Below are 18,736 nucleotides of genomic sequence, written 5' to 3' on the forward strand. Positions count from 1 at the left end.
TGCTGGACGCTCATGGTGCGCCGGTGCCGTTCGGGGCGGGGGGCGAGCTCTATATCGGCGGGGCCGCACCGAAGGCCGAAGCGCGAGCGGAGGACGGCGCAGCCGTTGCGGTCGTGACCGGGGGGTGGCAGGGGTCGCCTCTCGGGCAGGCCGCGGGCGCAGCCTCTCCGGCGGACCGCCGCCATAGCTGCAAGGCTTCCGGTGACGCCACCCTGCCGTCTGCCGGCCCGACCCGTTCATCCAGCTGGCAGGAAGAGACGGACATCCTCCGGGACGAGCTGATCGCTGAGCCATGCCGCGAGATGGGCCGGGCCGAGATGGCGCAGATCGTCGTTGAAGTCGCCGAGCTGCGGCTGCAACACCAGGGCGAGGATCCCGGCCTCGCCGGCGCGTTGGCTGAGACGCTCGATGCCGTGCCGGCCGGCGGAGTCGGCATCGGCTGCGATGTAGAGGCGGCGGCAGCCGGGCGGGAACGTCAGGCCGGCGAGGTGATTGGCCGAGGTGGCTGCGGCCACCGGCAGCACCGGCACCACGGTCCGGAGCGAGGCCATCGTCTCGAACCCCTCGCCCGCGGCCATGACCGGGACGGTCGCACCGGGCTGGTGGCCTAGCCAAATGCCGTTGCCCAGGAGATCCCCCAGCGAGCGGCGGGGATCGGCGAGCTGCGCCTTGCCCTGACCCGAAGGATCAAGCCAGGTGCGCTGCAGGCCGGTGATCTGCCCGTCGAGGCTGGTGACAGCGGCAATCAGCGCAGGAAGCGTCCGCGTCTCGCCGGTCACGAGATCCCTGTAGTAGCAGCCGGGATGGAAGCGCAGGGCACGCTCATGTGTGGAGAGCAGAATGCCGCGGCCGGCAAGATAGCGTTCCGCCAGCGTGCCCGCGATCGGCTGGGACATGCCGAACAGGCGCCGCGCGGCCTCAGGGGAGCCGGGTGCCGCGGCAGGTTGCCGCTGCGCGCCAGGAGCTTGGGGCGGTGGCAGCGGCACGGAGAGGAAGCGACGTGCTTCATCCGCAACCGCGCGGAAGTTGACCAGACCACAGCTTTCGCGAATTACATCGAGCAGATCGCCAAATTCAGACGTCGCCTCGTCGACCCACCTACCCGCCGGGCCCTTGGCGTTTGCCCTCAGCCGCACATGCATGGAACGGCCGCGCGTGTTGCGGACATCGCCGACGATCCAGTAATTGCCGGAGCGATGGCCATTGGAAAGATATTCGCGGCACACCGCCTCGGCATGTTCGCCAAGGCGGCGTGCCAGCTCGGAGGCCGAGCCCGTCATGATCGCCTCCCCTCAAGCCGCCGGGGTACGGTCGGTGACGCCAACCAGCGTATGGCGGTCGAGGAGCGCGGCGAGGATGGCGGACCCTTGCGCGGTCGTCGGGATGAACAGCCGGAGCTTCCAGAAGATGATCTCGGAGATCAGCCCCAGCGCCTTCAGCCGGGCGACCATCGCGTCGGTGAAGCCGATCAATTCGACACGGTAGTCATTCATGACGCGGCTGCGGCGCAGAATCAGGCCATCGGCGAGTTGTAGTCCGATCCGTCCGTCGACAAGCCCGGTCCAGGCATCTTCCGGCGCGAGCTTGGGTACATCGTCGAGCCCCAGATTGCGGAACATGGTCGCGACAAGGGTCGGCGCGATGTGACGCCCGATGATGCGTTCGCCGGCATCGGTCTGCATGCGATAGACTCGACAGTCGTCGTCCGGCAGCCGACGCCAGATCGGCAGCAGCAGACCCGTCACGGTGTGGAAAGTGCTGGTGGTGAATTCGGGGACGGCGTCGATTTCTGCCTGCCAGAATTCACAGAAGAGTTTTCGGTCGGCGGGCTGCCAGTGTGTTTCGGCAAGGGCGTCGAGACCGAAGCGCAGCTCGTCCGTCGGCCGCAGCAGGCGCACGCGGTGTTCAACTGTGCCGTCGTCGAGCATCAGGCTCGCCGTCGGCAGCCGGATCGCCGCACGGCTGGAGCGGGCGTTCACCAGCAGAACCGATTGCGGTTCCGCCCGGACGATGGCCAGCGCGTCGACGAGGCCGAGCGGTTGGATACGGTCCTTCCGCGCGACCGTCAGGACATGCGACTGCGCGCCCGAGACCGGGTGCGCGTAGACGGTGCGGCGATCGGTGACGACGATGCTCTCCGCCGTGATGGTCTCCAGGCCCTTGTCGTAGGTGCCGGCGGAAATGGCGCCTTCTATTCTTCCCGCCATCAACTGCTCGAACACCTCGAACAGCAGGTTCTGGGTTTCGATGCGCAACGCCAGCAGGCGATTGAGCCAGGTCGTGATCGGCGGCAGTTCGTCGCGCAGGCCGCCTTCATCCGTCGTCAGCGACAGCCCGGTCACGGTCTCGAAGGTCGTGACCGAGCAACCCTCGATCTTGCCCTGGTGAAGCAAATAATAGAATTGGCGGAGTGCCGCGCGGGCATGGGGGCTTTCGAGATTGTCCTCGGCACGGAACAGTCCTGCCCCGCCGGTCTGGCGTTGGCCGCGCGTGATAGCGCCCAGCGTGTCGAGCCGTCGTGCGATCGTCGACAGGAAGCGCTTGCCGGCTTTCACGTTCGCAGCCATTGGCCGGAACAACGGCGGTTGCTTCTGATTTGTGCGGTGGGTCCGTCCGAGACCCTGGATGGCGTTGTCCGCGCGCCAGCCGGCCTCGAGCAGATAGTGCTTGCGCAGCCTCTGGTTCTTCACCCCAAGATCGGCATGATAGGAGCGGCCGGTGCCGCCGGCGTCCGAAAACACCAGTACCCGCTTGTCGTCATTCATAAAACTCTGGGTCTCGGCGAGGTTGGCCGAGCCTGGGCGGTTTTCGACGGCGAGCCGGTTGATGCCGTCGCGGTCGGTCTTCTTGACGATGCGGCGGGAGCGGCCGGTCACCTCGGCGACGGTGTCGGCGCCAAAGTGGTGGATGATCTGGTCGAGGGCGCTACCGACCGGCGGCAGCGATGCGAGTTTTTCGATCATCTCGTCGCGCCGGCGAACAGCCTCCCGGCATTGAACCGGGTTGCCATCTTCGTCGTGGACAGGCCGCGAACAGACATAGCCTTCGGCGTCCGAATATTCCTCGAACAACTGGGTGGGGAAGGAGTGCATCAAGTACCCGCCGACATACTCGCGCGGCGTGACGTCGACATGCAGGTCCGACCATTCCTCGGTCGGGATCTCGGCAAGGCGTCGTTCCATCAGCGCTTCGCCCGTCGAGACAATCTGCACGACTGCCGAATGGCCATCGGCAAGATCCTGTCCGATCGCGCCGATCAGGGTCGGCGTCATCATCGAGGTAATCAAATGCGAGAAAAAGCGCTGCTTGGTGCTCTCGAAGGCCGAGCGCGCCGCCGATTTTGCGTTGCGGTTCAGCGTGCCGGACTCACTGGTGATGTTGGTCGCCTCGAGTGCGGCGGTCAAGTTGTTGTGAATGACCTGGAACGCATCGGCATAGGCGTTGTAGATGCGGATCTGTTCGTCGGTCAGCTCGTGCTCGAGGAGGTCGTATTCGACGCCGTCATAGGAAAGCGAACGCGCCGCATAGAGGCCGAGCGATTTGAGATCGCGGGCGAGCACTTCCATCGCCGCGACACCGCCGTCCTCGATCGCAGCGACGAACTCGGCGCGGTTGGCGAATGGAAAATCCTCGCTGCCCCAAATGCCGAGACGCTGCGCATAGGCGAGGTTCTCGACCGCGGTCGCACCGGTCGCGGAAACGTAGACGACGCGCGCGTCGGGAAGGGCGTGCTGCAGCCGCAGCCCCGCCCTGCCCTGCTGCGAGGGCGCGACGTCGCCACGCTCGCTTTTGCCGCCAGCGGCATTGGCCATGGCGTGCGCCTCGTCAAAGATGATAACGCCATCGAAAGATTTTTTGGCCCCCGACTGGTTTTCTCCAAGCCCTGTCTGGCTTTCTTTAATCCCCGTCGGGCCTTCGGTCCTTCCCGCAGAGTTTTCTCTGTTCCCCGTCGGGCCTTCGTCCCTCCTCGCCGGCTTCTCTCCAGTCCCTGTCGGGCCTCCGGCCCTCCCCGCCTCTTGGCCAACCCAGTCGAGGATCTGAGCGATCCGGGATTTCTTGCCCTCCCGTTCCTGCGAGCGCAGGGTTGCGTAGGTCGTGAACAGGATGCCCTCGGCAAGGCGGATCGGTGTGTCCTGCCGATAGCGCGAGAGCGGCTGGACGAGGAGTTTTTCCTGGCCGAGTGCTGCCCAATCGCGCTGGGCGTCTTCAAGCAATTTGTCCGACTTGGAAATCCAGATCGCACGGCGGCGGCCCTGCAGCCAATTGTCGAGGATGATGCCGGCGACTTGCCGGCCCTTGCCGCAACCGGTTCCGTCACCCAAAAACCATCCACGGCGGAAGCGGACAGCGTTCGCAGCACCTTCTGGTGCGGCCGAGACGACGTCGCAGGTCTCGTCGACCGTCCAGGTCCCGGCGAGATGGCCGGAATGGGCTTCGCCGGCGTAGATGACGCTTTCGAACTGGGCGTCCGACAGCAGGGCCCCGTCGATGATCGCATCAGGAAGAAGCGGCCGATAGGAAGGCTTCGGCGGCGCTACGGCGGCCATGGCGGCCGACTGCACGAGCGGCGTCGGATGCGGCTTTGCCCGTGGAATGTGGATCGACTGGAGCGCATAGGGTTCGTAGATCCTGTCGGTAAGCCGGCCGCCTTTCTCCGGCATCCAGTCGCGCAGCTCGTAGGCAAGGGGGACAGCCGGCGTGCTGTTTGCCATGACCTGGCGGGCGGGCTTCGCCCGCGCAGTCGGGCGGACCGATTGGATGGCCTTCGGAGCACCCGTTGAGACACCGAGGGGTGCGGCTCTCGCCCCCGATCGGGCACCCATGTGCATGGCGGCATTGCGCAGGATGCCGCTGGACAATGCACCGATCGAGTCTGGAAAGCCGCCCGGTGTCCGGGGCGGCAGCGCGGAGATCCAGGAGAGCAGCGTCCCGACATCCGTGGCCTTGCCCGGCGAGCCGGAGAAGCTGGTTGGGTCGGTAGCAGGAACTTTGTCGATGATGGTCAAGCGGGTCTCGGCCGTCGTCCCATGGCGGGCGTAGACATGGCCGTCGATCGCTGCGGTGAAGATGACGGTGCCCTGCTGCTGCAGGCGTTCGAAGGCGGGCCGCCATTTGGGGTTTTCCGGAGACAGCCCGGTGCCTGTGACGGCAACGAGGCGCCCGCCGGCGCGCAGGCGGGCGAATGCGGAAGAGAGGTGCCGCCATGCCGCATCGGGAACATGTCCGTCGACATAGGCCCCAACGGTGAAGGGCGGATTCATCAAGACGACGGACGGCTCGATCGCTGCATCGAGATGGTCGTCGATATGAGCGGCATCGTGCCGGAAGACGGTAACACGTGGAAACAGCAGGCCGAGGAGATCGGCCCGCGTCGCGGCAAGCTCGTTGAGGGCGATCGAGGCGCGCGCCATCTCGGCATGGACGGCGAGCAGACCGGTGCCGGCCGAGGGTTCGAGAACGAGGTCGCAAGATGCGATCGCCGCGGCGTGCGCTGTGACGAAGGCCAGCGGCAAGGGCGTGGAGAGCTGCTGCATGGCCTGGCTCTCGTCGGAGCGTCGCGTATGGGTGGGAAGAAGTTCGGCGATGCGCTTGATCATCGCCAGCGTTGCCTGCGGCGTGGTGGACCGGGACAGGATCGCAGGGCCGAACCGGCGCAGAAACAGAACCTGGGCGGTTTCGAGCGCCTCATAGGCGTCCTTCCAGACCCAGAACCCTTGCGCATCGCTGCCGCCGAAGCTGTCCGTCATGGTGGTGCGCAGTGCGGCGGTGGTGACACGCTCGCCCTGTTCGAGGAAAGGCAAAAGCAGCATTCCCGCCTGATGGATCGCTTGGGCGGTGTCGATGGCGTCTTGTGCCGGGACGCCGAGGGGAGCGGCCGTCCGGGCGACGGCAGATGTGGTCGAAACGATGTTCATGGCGATGTCCTTCGCGAGAGGGGGAGTGGCGCCCGCGGCGGCATTCTCTGCGCGCCAGCCGGGCCGCACTCCTCCCGGCTCCCCTCTCCCTCTGGCGCCGATGCACCAAACGGGTTGCGCTCTGCGCAAAGCCATGACTTGAATGCGCGGACAGGGATGCGGCGGCGACCTGGAGCTGCGGAGGTGATGCGACGGTTCAGAATTGGCAGTGAGGTCTACGAGGAGGGAGCTCCAGACCTGCAGGCGGCGCTGGCGAACGCCTATGCTCGCACCGAGCGTCCGCTATGCCTGTGCCGCGAGCCGGGCTGCCCGATGTACATCGCCCGCATCGGCGACCTTCATCTGATCAAGCGCATGCCGCTGAGCGGCGGCGGCCATGATCCGTCCTGCGATTCATATGAATCACCTTACGAACTGTCCGGGCTAGGCGCCTTGATGGGCAGCGCGATTCAGCTCGATCCGCAAAGCGGCATGGCGGCCCTCAAACTGGACTTCAGCCTGTCGAAGACAGGGAGCCGGGCAGCATCCGTGCCTGCGGGGCAAAGTTCCGCCAGCGTAACCGGTGATCCCAGGAGGTTGTCGCTGCGTGGCCTCCTTCATTATCTCTGGCACGAGGCCGAATTGACGGTCTGGACATCCCGATGGGCCGGCAAGCGACATTGGTGGAATGTCCGCTGGCATCTGCTCGAGGCTGCCGGGCAAATGACGGTGAGGGCCGGACCGCTCGCGGATACCCTGTTCGTGCCCGAGCCGTTTCGCGCCGAGAACAAGGAAGCGATCGAGCAGCGTCGCAACGCGGTTCTCGGCACGGCGCTTCCGCCGAAATCCGGCCCACGAAAGCTGCTGGTTCTGGTCGGCGAGGTGAAGGAGATTGTTCCTGCCCGCTCCGGTCAGAAACTTGTCATCAGACATTTGCCCGGTTTCCCGTTCATCATCGACGATGCATTGCACCGCCGCTTGCAGGTACGTTTCGAGAAAGAATTGTCGCTGTGGGGAGCGGATTCGACTTCACATCTGATAGTGATCGCGACCTTCGGACTGAACCCGGCCGGACTCGCCATTGTCGAGGAGGTCGCGTTGATGCTGGTATCCGAGAACTGGATCCCTTACGAGACGATCCCGGACAAGAGGCTCGTCGACGCGCTGGCCCGCCTACGGGAGAAAAGCGTGAAGGGATTGCGCTACGACCTGCAACCCGACAAGCCGATCGCCAACGCTTTGCTTCAGAACAGGCAGCAGCCGATCGCGCTCTTTGTCGTCCCGGCCGGTGCGGACGAAACATTCGAGGCGTCGCTCGACGAAATGATCGCCGCGCGTCCGGAGATCGGCTCCTGGGTCTGGCGGGCCGGCGAAGGCGATATGCCGCCGTTACCGCTCTGAGCGTCTGCGGAATTTCCAACGAGGCTCAGTATGTCTTACGCAAGGCCCAGCTTCTTCTTGAGCTCGGCATTTTCCTTGCGCAGGCGTTCGGCCAGCAGCTTCCTTAGGCGCTCGTTTTCTTCCTCGAGCGCGACAAGATCACGGAGATCGCCGCTATCTGAAGAAGGCGCCACAGCCCTCTTCCACTGATAGTAGGTCTGCTCCGAAATGCCGGCTTGGCTGACCGCATTCTTGCTGGTCGCACCCCCAGCGATCGACTTCTCGATCTGGGCAAGCTTCTGGGCGCGTTCCTTCTCAGAGTAGGTCTTCCGGGCGGTCCGCACTGCCACCGCAGGTTCAGCCGCCTGGGGCCCTGGTCTCGCCGCGCTCTTGCGGGTCGGCTTGGCGAGCTCTGCCTTCGCTTTCTTTGCTCGCGGAACTTTCTTCTTCGCTTCAGGGGCTTCCACTTTGGCTGGTGCCACTGTTGTCTGAACAGTTTGAGCTTCCTGAGAATCGGCCATGATATGCTCCGCTTGTGGATTGTCACCTTCTTCAGCATCGATGGGTCTTATACTGGAGTCAATGTGCTCAGAATTTGGCAACTGAGCACCATCAAGCAGCTGCGTCATTTCAGTGACAATTTTGGACAGGTCGTGACCACCCCAGATCGAATCGCTTGGCTTTTGCTTGCCGAGCTTCTGTTTGACTTCCACGATAAATGGCCGGATCTGGCGCTTCATAGTCCCTTCCTTGATGTGAGGACGACTCGCAAGCCAAGTCGCTGTTTCTCGTCGGCGAGTATCCTGCGCCTAGGCATCTTATTGCTCTTGCCGAGCTTTATCGGAGAAGGCCAGCGACGAGCAAGCGAGGTTTCACTGATCTCGGGGACTGGCTAGATCACCGGGACGCAAACAGTCTATTGCGAGCCGAGGTTTCATTTGACGCGACCTTCGGAGCTATCCATGCCTGCCATCCACAGGGGCCACTTCGCTCGATCCACCGGCAGCTGACAAATTTCGACACGCTGACGAGGCTCGCATGCTCCAGCTTCGGTAAAGCCCCTCCCTGCATCGAGCGCCGCCGACGCCGTCATTCGTTGCCGCGGGGCAAAACGCACAAGGGACTAACAGCCGTCGGCATCCGATGACTGTGCACAACCGACTGCATCGATTGCAATCCTGATTTTCTTGGGAGCAAATCTTCTCATGGCGGCGGATGAGCTGGACGCGATTATTTTGGGATGGCGGTCGAAAGCGTTCGTGCGCTTCCTCTTGGATTTGCGGAAAAAGTCGCAGAAATCGCCAACAGAAGCCAGGGCGTCCTGCTTTTTGATTTGCGCATCGATGGCGACTTGGAGATGCAGCGGATCGCCGCCCTCCGATATCCAAGCAACCAGACAGGCATTCTGGCGCTGGACAAGCAGGGCTCGGCGATCAGCCATTGCATGGTCAATGAATTTCTCCAGCTCTATCGCTCCCTTGGAGGACTGGAACACTTTGCCGCTGCCGATGCAGGTCAGGACGAGTATCGCCGGCCCGGCCAGCCTCTTCATCGACGCCTTACGCAATGCCGGATACATCCCGCGCGGCAGGTCCTGATCCGAAGTTTTGTTCGGCGACTGATCGATCATATCGTCGAGCCAGTCGGCCACACGGCCTCGCTATGGGCGATTGCCAGGGTGATCAGCTGACCAAGATCATCCGAGTTGAAGTCTAACCCTGATACGTGGCTCGCTTGACTACGAGCATCTCGCCGGTGCTGGCCTCAAATACCGTGAAATGCGCAGGCCGGCGGCGAAGCACTGATTGAACAATGTCGGTCGCCGTCACGGTATCTTGGAAAGCGATAGGGCTGCGTGCAAGCGATCGTTATGTGCGAGAGCGTCTCGACCGTCGGCGTCCGATAGAACGCCTCCCTCGATAGGCATCGCGCCGCATGGCCTATCCGACGCGCCCATTTCAGCGGAGTAGGCGGACCATGCTAATAAGGACGTTTCGCTTCCGAGCGGCAGCCCTCAGGGATAACCTCTATCGGCGCCTCCCTTCTTTGAACTCTGGCTTAATCGGGCGGAGGACAGGAGTTCGTCAATCCCGAGATCCGACAGATCATCGAGCAGCTTGAAGACAAGCATCATGCCTTCCGGCGGTAATGAGAATCGTGCGTTTGCCGCGATGTTCGGCCCACCGGTCTCGGGATCAGGATGCGGGCAATGCCCCTGAGTTCGACAGGCGTCATGTTCGAGATCGCCTCGAGCTTTTCCTCGCGCGTCATGCTGTCGACCGCACCAGTCTCATAGGCGGCGATGGCGGCCCGCATAGCATCCGGACTGCGCTTATCTGAAAGGTCGCAGAAGCCATGGAACCAGCGTTCGCGGCCGTGGATGCGGATCGAGAAGAAGACACTGGTCACATATCCGGCCTTATACTCGGACAGCCCGAACATGCCGGTGCGCTGGAAGAGCGGCGGCAGCAGCGCGAGCATGAAGCGATACTCACTTTCAAGAATCTCGAACCATTCCGCAGCGTAAATCGAGCCGCAAAGGGGATCGACCCGGGCATCATCGCGATGCCGGTTGAACAGCGAAAACATCTCTTCGCGGGTTGCGACGCCGTCGAGCACCTTCCTGAAGGGTGGGTGTGCGGTCATGGCGTTCTCCTGAACGCAGATCTGCGCGGCGACAATCAAGGTGAGACGACGTCTCATCCTGATCGTCGCGCTATAACAGGTCCGCCACGCGCGGCATGAACCGCGTCGTCGCAACTGCTTGGTGGTGTTGTGGCTGTCGACTGGCCGACCCTGCGGCCGGCGCGTGCACCGGCGATGATGGGGTTTGCAGGGTTCAGGCGGCGCGTCGTTCGGAGGAACGCGGACTGTCTCGACCAACCCCGGTGATGGCACGCACGGCGGCCGCGAGCGCCGGGATGTCGTCGAGCATGCCGAGCGCAACGAAGTGATTGGCCCCGCCGGTATAGTCCTTGCGGCCCTTGCAGGTGCGGATCAGGATGCCGTGACCTGAGGACAAACCGAACTGACCGACCTGGATGTAGGCGCGGTCATGGTGCAGGGTGATTTCACCGGAAACGGCTATGCCCGCCTTGTTTGAGCGCAGGTCAAAGCTTCCCTGCGGCAGGGCGAGTTCGGTGGCGAGTTTCTTCAGCCGTGAGCGGGCTGTCGTGTGAAAACGTCTCTTCTGCTGGTCGTCATAGGCGCAGCTTCTGTTCCAGTCGAGCATGTCGATCTCCATGAAACGGGAAAGACCCGGCGACCGCTCACGCGATACCGGGCCCGTCGTCGGGGTGGTTCTATGCGGTGAAGCGATCAGGCGGCCGCGCGGCCCTCGATGACGTCGGCGCCGACCTGATCGGCGGAGACCTCTTCAAGATAGGCTTGGCTGTACTAATTGCTGGCGAGCAAGCGTTCGGCCGCCTCGCGATCCTTGGCGAGATAGAGCAGCTCCGGGCTGTCGCCGAGTTCCTGCAGGACGCGGACCATGCCGATCGTGGGACGCTCGACGATCTCGAAACGCAGGTCACTCTCGACGGACCAGGTGCGCCTGACCGAGACGACTATGATGCCGCCCTGCCCGAAATCGCCCTCATGCAGGGTGAAATGGGCCGGCGAGCTAGAGGTCGCGCGCTCGCGCGGTGGTTGCTTCCTGACCAGGGGACCGACGCCGTTGCGGCTCTTGCACGCAGCGAGTTTCTTGGTGAGCGAGCCGGCGGTTTCGCGGTGCCGTCGCTGTACTGGATAACGCTCCCCAGAGGAGCAGATTCGTACACGATATGTGCGGACATGCGGGTTTCTCCATGTCGGAAAATCGGGATAGGGGGGAACCTTGCGGTTCCGCCCCTCCCACACCACCCTGCGTACGGGTCCGTACAGGGCGGTTCGGCTGGTTATGCGGCCTTGGCGGGCACAACGGAAGCGAGGCCGATGCTTGCGAGGAAAGCGTTCGGCAGGGCAATGGCGAGCGCGGGGCTGTTGCTGATGCGCCATGGGCCGTGTGGACTGCCGGCGGTTTGTGCCGCCAGATCGTGACCGACACCACGGCGCCGCAATTCCGCAAAGCGGGTGCGCCCGCGCTTCCACTGTTTCCATACGATGGATCGCAGCCTTCGCCTGATCCACTGGTCGAGGCTGTGCAACACCGACGGGGTTTCGCAAAAACCGAAGTAACCGCGCCACCCTTTCAGATAGAGCGACAGCTCCTTGGCTATCTGCGCGAGGCTCGCGCCCCGCGTCCGCATCGTCAGCACCCGCACGCGCTCCTTGAACCGGGCCACAGCCTGCGGTGCGATCCGACGCCTTGGCGTCTTCTCGTTCGTGAAGCTGAAGCCGAGGAACTTGCGCCGATGTGGCGGGGCGACCGCGCTCTTCTGCGTGTTGACCTTCAGCTTCAGACGCCTGTCGAGGAGGCGTTCGACACTTGCCATCACCCGTTCGCCCGCCCGCGCGCTGCGCACATAGATGTTGCAGTCGTCGGCGTAGCGCACGAAGCGATGGTTGCGTCGCTCCAGTTCCTTGTCGAGTTCGTCCAGCATCAGGTTGGACAGCAGCGGCGAGAGCGGGCCGCCCTGCGGCGTTCCCTCTTCGATTGGACCGACCAGCCCGCCTTCGAGCACACCCGCGGTCAGAAAGCCACGGATCAGACGAAGGACACGCGGATCAGACACCCGCTTGGCCACCAGCCCCATCAGGATGTCGTGGTTGACCCGGTCGAAGAACTTCTCCAGGTCGATGTCCACCACAATGCGATGACCCGACGCGATGAACGCTTGCGCCGCGGCAACCGCCTGATGAGCCGAGCGTGCGGGCCGGAACCCGTAGCTCGACGCGCTGAACCCGCCGTCCCATGCAGCCTGCAGCACCTGCATCACCGCCTGCTGGATGAAGCGGTCGAGCACCGTGGGGATGCCGAGCGGACGGGTGCCGCCGGACGCCTTCGGGATGTCGACACGCCGCACCGGCTGCGGCTTGTAGGCGCCTTCGAGCAGTTGGGCGCGAAGTTCGGGCCAGTGGTCTTTCAGATGCAGCGCCAAGGCATCGACACTCATGCCGTCGACCCCGGCGCTCCCTTGTTGCGCCGGACCTGCGCCAGCGCCTTCCTCAGATTGTCGCGATCGACAATCGCTTCCATGCACGGTCCGGCCATTGCCGCCAGACTTTCGGAGGCGGCGTTCGCCGCACAGGCTTCGGTCCCTGCCCCAAGGCGGTCGCAGGCTTCACCCGTTTCCGTCTCGGGGAAGGCCAGCTCGAGCTGGGTTTTCCGCCGCATGGCCAATGCGAGAACTCCGTCCTACTCGTCTTTCCAACCGTTCGGGCCTTCGTTCGGCAGACGCCTCCCTACTATGCCCTCTGCTGACTTCTGCACCGCGATCAGCGCGCCTCACGGCGGGCTCAGTCCGGATTTCCGGACACGGCACAGATCTCCCGAGGTAAGATCGACCGCCTTCCCCGCACACCCGCCGAATTTACCACCCCGGTCCTTGATGACTGTGGACTTCGCGGTCATCGGCCCGCTCGTCCGGCCGGGTAGGCCTCATATCCGGTTCTTGTCCATCGGGTCGCGGGTTTGCTCCGCGCTTCCTTCAGACCCCGCCTCGCGACGACGCCCTTGCGCTTCGCTAACCCTTCGCCGTCATCAGGCTGGGTAAAGGACTTACACCTCCAAGCTGTCGATCATGCTCGGCACACCGAAAAAGGGCCCGGCGGGAGTGCCGGGCCCGGTGCGAGCGTGAGGCCGATTATTCGGCGGCCTGGAGGTGGTCCGCATCGTCGCCGTCGATGGTCACCGGTTCATCGGAGGGCGGATTCGCATCGTCGGCGAGGAAGGCCGGCAGCTCGGTGGCATCACTGTCGAGAGCCGCCTCGTCGGGCATGTCGCTGGCGACCGCGACGCGAGCATCGGTAGCCACTTCATCGACCTCAAGGCGCAGCGGCTCCGGCAGCCAGTTCGATCCTTCGAGAAGACGGGCGGCTTCACGGGCCATGATGTCCTTCTTCATGTGGTCGATCAGCTGCGCGGAGTCTACGCCACGCGCTTCACGGACAGCCTGCAGAATCCGCGCCTTGGTGAGGCGCTCGAGGAACTCGAGCGTAGGCGCCCAACCAGCGTCGACCATGTCGAACTGGAGCGAGCGGCCAAGCACGTCTGCATGCTCGAGCGCCTTCGGTCGCCTGTTCCAGGGTTCGACCACCGCATTGAGTGTCAGCGAGACGCAGTGCGCGAACAGCGCCTTGCGGCTTGCTTCGTCGAGGCCGAGAAGGAAGTCCCACAAGTCATCCGCTTCATCGGGCAAATCGCGGTCCCAGGCTTCGTGCCGCTCGGCGATCTCCTTGGCCCAGGACGTCTCGGCAAGACCGTCGACCTGGCTGAAGCTGCCGCTCTTCAGGCTGATCTCCAGGCACGTGTCCGGCGCGAAGCGATAGAAGACCTGCAGGACGAAGGCATGGAGTGTGGCGACGATGGCGATGCCGACGTCACCGGCGAGCGCGTTGCGCAGTGCCAGCGTGCGCTGCGCGGTCAGGTCGAAGACGAGCCGATCGGGCAGTGGCTTGATGTCATCGTCCTCGCCGTCGTCGCCAGAGGTGTCGTTCACCGGCTCGCCGTTGACGACAACACCATCGCCATCGCCATCGCCATTGGATCGCGTTCCGCCGGCGGCGCCCCCTCCCTCGCCCACATCGACGTCGCCGGTTTCGGTCCGCGGCTCGTCCTCGGACCGCACGAAACCGGCGTCGACCTGGAGTTTGCCGTTCGCGGCAAGCGTAACGAACACACCGGCAATGGCCTTCTGGGCGGGATCGTAGGTTTGAGGACGATCATCGATCGCATCGAGCTCGGCGCCCAGTTGGTCGAGCTTCGCCTCGATTGCCTCGTCGGCATCCTCGGCCCGGGCATAGTCCGCATCCAGCTTGTCGTATTCGGCCTTCAGCGCGTCGTAGCGTTCGATCTCCTCGGCGCTGAGTTCCTGCACCTCGGCGTAGATGCGCCGCATGCCGGAGGTGTGGCCATAGGGAAAGCTGATCGCCGCCTCGACCCATTTCCACCCTTCGGCGCGGATCGCCTCGGCATCCATCTTCAGCCTGTCGAAGACAAGCTGCTCGAGGAGCGCCGCATCCTGGAACCAGCCGCCGGAATCCTGCTCGAAGAGATCGCGCAGGATGACGCCGCCAGCTGCTTCATAGGCTTCGGCGCCGACATAGACGGCCCGGCGATCATCGGCCCGGACCGTCGTCTCAGTCAGCAGGCGCCTGATGTAGTAGGGCTCCTGCGTGTGCGAGCCGGATATCCGCCCCCAGACCTGTTCCTGGCGCGCATGATCGTCGGTGATCGAAAACGCCATGAGCTGCTCAAGCCGGATTTCGTCCTTCTCGTAAAGATCGAGCAGTTTCGGCGAGACCGATGCCAGCCGCAAGCGCTGCTTCACAGTCGCAGGCGACACGAAGAAGCGGGCGCCGATCTCCTCCGGATCCAGACCCTGATCGCTGAGCGTCTTGAAGGCCCGGAACTGGTCGAGCGGATGCAGGTCGGCGCGCCGCAGGTTTTCAGCAAGCGAGTCCTCTTCGGCCGAGGTCTCCTGCCCGCGGTTGACGATGCAGGGGATCAGCTCATTTTTGGCCAGCCGCTTCTGCTTAATGAGGATGCCGAGCGCAAGATAACGTCGGCCGCCAGCGGGCACCTCGAACGTGCCGGTCTCCTCGCCCTCCCCGTCGAGCACTGGACGGACGTTCAGGCTCTGGATCAGCTTCCGCCGTCCGATGTCCTCGGCCAGCTGCTCGATCGACACGCCGTCCTTGATGCGCCGAACATTCTTCTGCGACAGCATTAGCTTGTCATAGGGAATGTTCTCCGCGGCGTTCATAGCGATCTTCTGAATGGCGTTCTTTGCCATGGTCAGGTTCTCCATGACGGGCGGCCCGGGGCCTCTCCCCGAACCTCCAAGCCCGTCAGGAACCCTCCCCTCCCCCCTTTGCCCCGCCGGGCGCCTGGCCCGGACGCCGCCGGCTGCCGCAAAGCTTCGCTGGACTGCGGAGGGCAGAGTGACTATATATCTTCCACGAACGTGGAAGGATTATTGTCATGCCGGGGTTTAGCAGCGAAGTGCTCACCGCCAATGAGGCGGCTGCTGTAACGCAGGTGCCGGTCAAGCAGGTCCATCGCATCATCGATGCCGGATTGCTGCGGGGCCGTGTCGAGACACGCCGCGGCAGCCGCGTCATCGTCGGAGCGGGTCTCGTCGGCCTACGCCTCGCCTGGCTGACGGCGGAGACACTGACGCCGGCAGCGCGGCGGCGTATCGTCGAGCACGCTATAGCCGATAATGCTGCGCCCGTGGTCGCGGACGATCCGCTTAAGGTCGACCTGAAGCCGATCACTGCCGGCGTAAGGACCGGCCTCAGCCGTCTGAGGAAAGCAAAGGCCATGGTGGCGCGCGATCCAGCGGTACTTGGCGGTCAGCCGGCCTTTGTGGGAACACGCCTACTTGTTCATGACGTTGCCGACATGCTCGCCAATGGCGATACGCCCGAGACGATCCGTGCAGCCTATCCGCAACTGGCCCTCGACCAGATCGGGCTCGCGGCCGACTATGCGCTCGCCTATCCGCGGCGTGGCCGTCCGCCGGTCAAGCCGGCGTGGCGCAACACGGCGGCGAAGTCGACGCGCGCAATCCGTCTCGACGATCTGCCGGCCGCTTCGTGAAATTCCTGATCAACGAATGCCTGAGCCCAGAGCTTGCGAAACTGGCGCGCAAACGGGGTTTCCCCGAGTCCAGCCATGTGCGCTGGCTGGGCCTCGTCGGCCAAAGACCATATGGTGACCCGCGGTCGATGACGGCTATGTGCTCGTCACGCACAACACGACCGATTTTCGCGGCCTCTATGGCCGCGAGGAGCTGCATGTCGGGCTGGTCGCCTTCAACACCGCACCTGGCCTGATGAGCCTCGATCTCCAGCGCAGGCTCTTTCTTCTCGCCCTTTCCGAGCTCGGTGGCGAGGAGGCATGGAACGAAGTGCTGGAGATTACGGTGGATGTCGAGCGTACCGTCACCATCCATTGATTCAACCTCCCCGATTGACGGACCTCCGCGTTCGTTTCCTTCATCGGGCTGCGAGAAGCCGCCGCTCGCACAACGAAAAAGCCCGCCGCGGGAGGAGGTGCGGCGGGCTTGATTTGGACGACAGCATTCGGGAGGAATAAATGCCGTCCCTGATCGCCAAGGTCGGGAGGAGGTGACCCGGACGAAACTTGATAGCGACAACCTAACTCCCTTCCACGCTCCCGAGAAGCATTAATTGTGCATAGCAGCATTGCGATTTTGTGCAGCGCACACCTAGACCTGAGAGATGTGTTTGCCAGACCGGCAGCGCAGGCTGTGTGCTGCGCGCCGCAGCGATGCACATGTTCGAAACTGGCGGCATCAGCAGCCCGGTGAAGTTTTACTCCCCGCCGCGCGCAGCATTGCAATCATGCTGCCAGATCGAGAAGCTTCTTGGCCTTGCCCTCCATCTCCAGGCGAACATCCTGATGCGGCTTGTCGCGCGCCACCCGCGTAATGCCCTGCACGAAGTCGAAAATCGAGGCGGGCGGGTGCCCTTCCTCCGAAAGCACGGCATCGATGATCTTCGTCGTCTCCGCCTTGGAGAAGCCGCGCTTGCGCAGGAAGCTCTGGCGATCTTCGTCGTCCCGAGCGACGACACGCTCCCGCGAAGCCTTGATGCCATTGACGAACGGCATAGGCGAAGACTCCGCGAACTGGATCAGCGCTGGCTCGGCTTCCAGGGCAAAACGCGAGGCGGCATATTTGGAATGCCGGATAGTGATTTCCTCGAAATTTTCCACGCCCCACAGGCAACGATTCTGGCACACTGCACGTAGATAGAAGCTGGCGATTCCGAGCGTTCGGGCGCCGACTTCGGAGTTCCAGCAATAAAACCCCCTGAAAAAGACGTCGGGCGAGCCATCGGGCAGCTTGCCGGCTTCGATCGGATTCAGGTCATCGACGAGGAAGACAAAGACATCACGGTCGGACGCATAGAGCGTTGTCGTGTCGTTGGAGATGTCGACGTTCGGATTGTAGATTCCCGTTGACCAGTCGAGCACGCCAGGCACCTTCCAACGCGTGTCACCGGTGCCGTTGCCGGCGATTTTTTTGACGGCCGCGATCAGCTCTTCATCGAAAATCCTGCCGTAGTCCGGACCTGTTACCGCTCGCAGCTCGAGGCGTCCGTTCTCGATTTCCAGTGTCTTCACCTGCTCGGCGCGGTGGTTGAGGAGACCATGCTGAAGGTTGATCGCCGCGAGCGGGGCCGGAAGCTGGCGCAGATAGGTGGCCGGCGCGCCTACCAGGCTGGCGAGTTGGCCAAAACTCCAATGCGTGGGGGCAACTGGGGCAGGCGCATCGGGCAGCATTAGCCTCAGGCGCTCCGGATCGTCGCGGCTGGCCTCGACACGAATCAGCTCACTTTCGACGATCCGGGTCTTGCTGCGCTCCGACCGGACCTTCACCGAATTCCGAAGGTCGGTGAGCGACAGGTATCGCTCGTCCGCCGGCCGGTTAAACCATTCTGACGACACGCGGCCGATGCGCTGGCCGCGGCTGACGTCGACCTTGTAGCCTCGACGATCATTGCGTGTGGGCGTGTGAATTTCCATCTGGGTCATGGGTGTCGCTCCTCGGCGGGCGCCGGGAGCCTCTCTCCCGGACCTTCACCCGCCACCGCAGCCCGCCCGCCCTCTTCCTCTCCCGGCATCCGCGCGCAACTGGAAGCGTCGGCATTGCGGCAGCGGCCGCGTCAAGGCTGACATCCAGGAGGGAAGGGTCAGGCTTCAGCGCGTGGGACCAGGCGCCGCTTCACCTTCCGGACGCGACAGAAATCCGCTGTGCTTTCTTGCGCAACAAGACCGGGACCCATCGGGATTTCAGATAGCGACCTGAATTGGACAGGCAACTTGTCTTGGATTGAGCACCTGCATATTCTCTTCGGGCCTAGCCAATACACATATAATTTGACCTCACGTCATGATACGCGAAGACCTTATCGAGGTCGAACCTGAGAGAGTAATTGCATGTCGAGCAGGTTCGTCCGGCCCGTGGTGGTGCAAGTTGGCCGGCATGACCGTGAGCGCGTCATACTCGACGTGAACGAGGCAGCGACGATTCTGCTGCGGAGCTTCCCTCATCAGACGGAGAAGCGAAAACTGGCTATGGATGCATGTCTTCAGGTTCTGCGTGGTGAAGCTCAGCCGCCGGTTGCGAGACGGGCCTTCGTTGTAGCGGCGTTAGAAGCGAAGATCCTACGCAGCGACTGAGGTCCAAATGATGGTAGCCTCGATGGCTTCCAAAGTGACTGGGGAAGCGGAGCTTCACGCCATCACAGCGATGACCGGGGTGGTGCAGCCGGCAGCAGAGCGTCCAGTCCTGCCGTCGTGGGAAACAACCCGAGGTTCATCTGCTTGA

At 63.5% G+C, this 18,736-nt stretch carries 14 protein-coding genes and 1 pseudogene; 4 read left to right on the plus strand and 11 right to left on the minus strand.

Annotation, left to right across the window (positions count from 1 at the left end):
- Window positions 1–236: 236 nt before the first annotated feature.
- Both X738_RS78140 and X738_RS78145 read right to left on the minus strand, forming a co-directional pair.
- Window positions 237–1,280 (minus strand): DUF7146 domain-containing protein, encoded by a 1,044-nt coding sequence (locus X738_RS78140; protein ID WP_023803701.1) that lies wholly within the window; start codon window positions 1,278–1,280, stop codon window positions 237–239.
- 12 nt (window positions 1,281–1,292) lie between these two features.
- Complete coding sequence (locus X738_RS78145; RefSeq protein WP_031256996.1) at window positions 1,293–5,915, minus strand: strawberry notch family protein; 4,623 nt, start codon at window positions 5,913–5,915, stop codon at window positions 1,293–1,295.
- A gap of 186 nt (window positions 5,916–6,101) precedes the next feature.
- Here X738_RS78145 and X738_RS78150 point away from each other — a divergent pair, with 186 nt between their 5' ends.
- Window positions 6,102–7,295 (plus strand): DUF1173 domain-containing protein, encoded by a 1,194-nt coding sequence (locus X738_RS78150; RefSeq protein ID WP_023803703.1) that lies wholly within the window; start codon window positions 6,102–6,104, stop codon window positions 7,293–7,295.
- 35 nt (window positions 7,296–7,330) lie between these two features.
- Here the strand turns inward: X738_RS78150 and X738_RS85575 are convergent, their stop codons facing one another.
- The 8 genes and pseudogenes from X738_RS85575 to X738_RS78180 all read right to left on the minus strand — a co-directional run bounded on the left by X738_RS85575 (window position 7,331) and on the right by X738_RS78180 (window position 15,169).
- A complete protein-coding gene (locus X738_RS85575; protein ID WP_023803704.1) occupies window positions 7,331–8,014 on the minus strand; it encodes a transposase in 684 nt (227 codons plus the stop codon).
- A 383-nt stretch (window positions 8,015–8,397) separates the two neighbouring features.
- Window positions 8,398–8,925, minus strand: coding sequence for a hypothetical protein (locus tag X738_RS85580; protein ID WP_023803705.1), 528 nt, complete (start codon window positions 8,923–8,925; stop codon window positions 8,398–8,400).
- 479 nt (window positions 8,926–9,404) lie between these two features.
- Window positions 9,405–9,920, minus strand: a complete 516-nt coding sequence (locus X738_RS78160) for a DUF1419 domain-containing protein (RefSeq protein ID WP_245277864.1) — start codon at window positions 9,918–9,920, stop codon at window positions 9,405–9,407.
- 193 nt (window positions 9,921–10,113) lie between these two features.
- Window positions 10,114–10,506, minus strand: a complete 393-nt coding sequence (locus X738_RS78165; RefSeq protein ID WP_051408002.1) for a hypothetical protein — start codon at window positions 10,504–10,506, stop codon at window positions 10,114–10,116.
- 86 nt (window positions 10,507–10,592) lie between these two features.
- Window positions 10,593–11,068: pseudogene (locus X738_RS78170) on the minus strand (hypothetical protein).
- Between the two features lie 102 nt (window positions 11,069–11,170).
- A complete protein-coding gene (gene ltrA / locus X738_RS78175; RefSeq protein WP_023803710.1) occupies window positions 11,171–12,328 on the minus strand; it encodes a group II intron reverse transcriptase/maturase in 1,158 nt (385 codons plus the stop codon).
- Complete coding sequence (locus X738_RS87935; protein ID WP_023803711.1) at window positions 12,325–12,549, minus strand: hypothetical protein; 225 nt, start codon at window positions 12,547–12,549, stop codon at window positions 12,325–12,327. Before X738_RS87935 ends, ltrA begins: the two co-directional genes overlap by 4 nt.
- A gap of 469 nt (window positions 12,550–13,018) precedes the next feature.
- A complete protein-coding gene (locus X738_RS78180) occupies window positions 13,019–15,169 on the minus strand; it encodes a ParB/RepB/Spo0J family partition protein (RefSeq protein ID WP_031256998.1) in 2,151 nt (716 codons plus the stop codon).
- A 188-nt stretch (window positions 15,170–15,357) separates the two neighbouring features.
- On the opposite strand from X738_RS78180, the gene X738_RS81420 reads away from it, so the two are divergent.
- A complete protein-coding gene (locus X738_RS81420) occupies window positions 15,358–15,978 on the plus strand; it encodes a DUF433 domain-containing protein (protein WP_023803713.1) in 621 nt (206 codons plus the stop codon).
- Window positions 15,979–16,117: 139 nt separating this feature from the next.
- Complete coding sequence (locus X738_RS81895; protein ID WP_023803714.1) at window positions 16,118–16,336, plus strand: hypothetical protein; 219 nt, start codon at window positions 16,118–16,120, stop codon at window positions 16,334–16,336.
- 407 nt (window positions 16,337–16,743) lie between these two features.
- Here X738_RS81895 and X738_RS78195 read toward each other — a convergent pair whose 3' ends face one another.
- The gene (locus X738_RS78195) at window positions 16,744–17,940 is read right to left on the minus strand and encodes a hypothetical protein (RefSeq protein WP_023803715.1); all 1,197 of its coding nucleotides are present in this window, start codon (window positions 17,938–17,940) and stop codon (window positions 16,744–16,746) included.
- Between the two features lie 405 nt (window positions 17,941–18,345).
- On the opposite strand from X738_RS78195, the gene X738_RS78200 reads away from it, so the two are divergent.
- Window positions 18,346–18,588, plus strand: coding sequence for a DUF982 domain-containing protein (locus X738_RS78200; protein ID WP_023803716.1), 243 nt, complete (start codon window positions 18,346–18,348; stop codon window positions 18,586–18,588).
- The last annotated feature ends 148 nt before the right edge of the window (window positions 18,589–18,736 follow it).

Source organism: Mesorhizobium sp. L48C026A00 (genome assembly GCF_000502375.1).
GTDB classification, from domain to species: domain Bacteria; phylum Pseudomonadota; class Alphaproteobacteria; order Rhizobiales; family Rhizobiaceae; genus Mesorhizobium; species Mesorhizobium muleiense.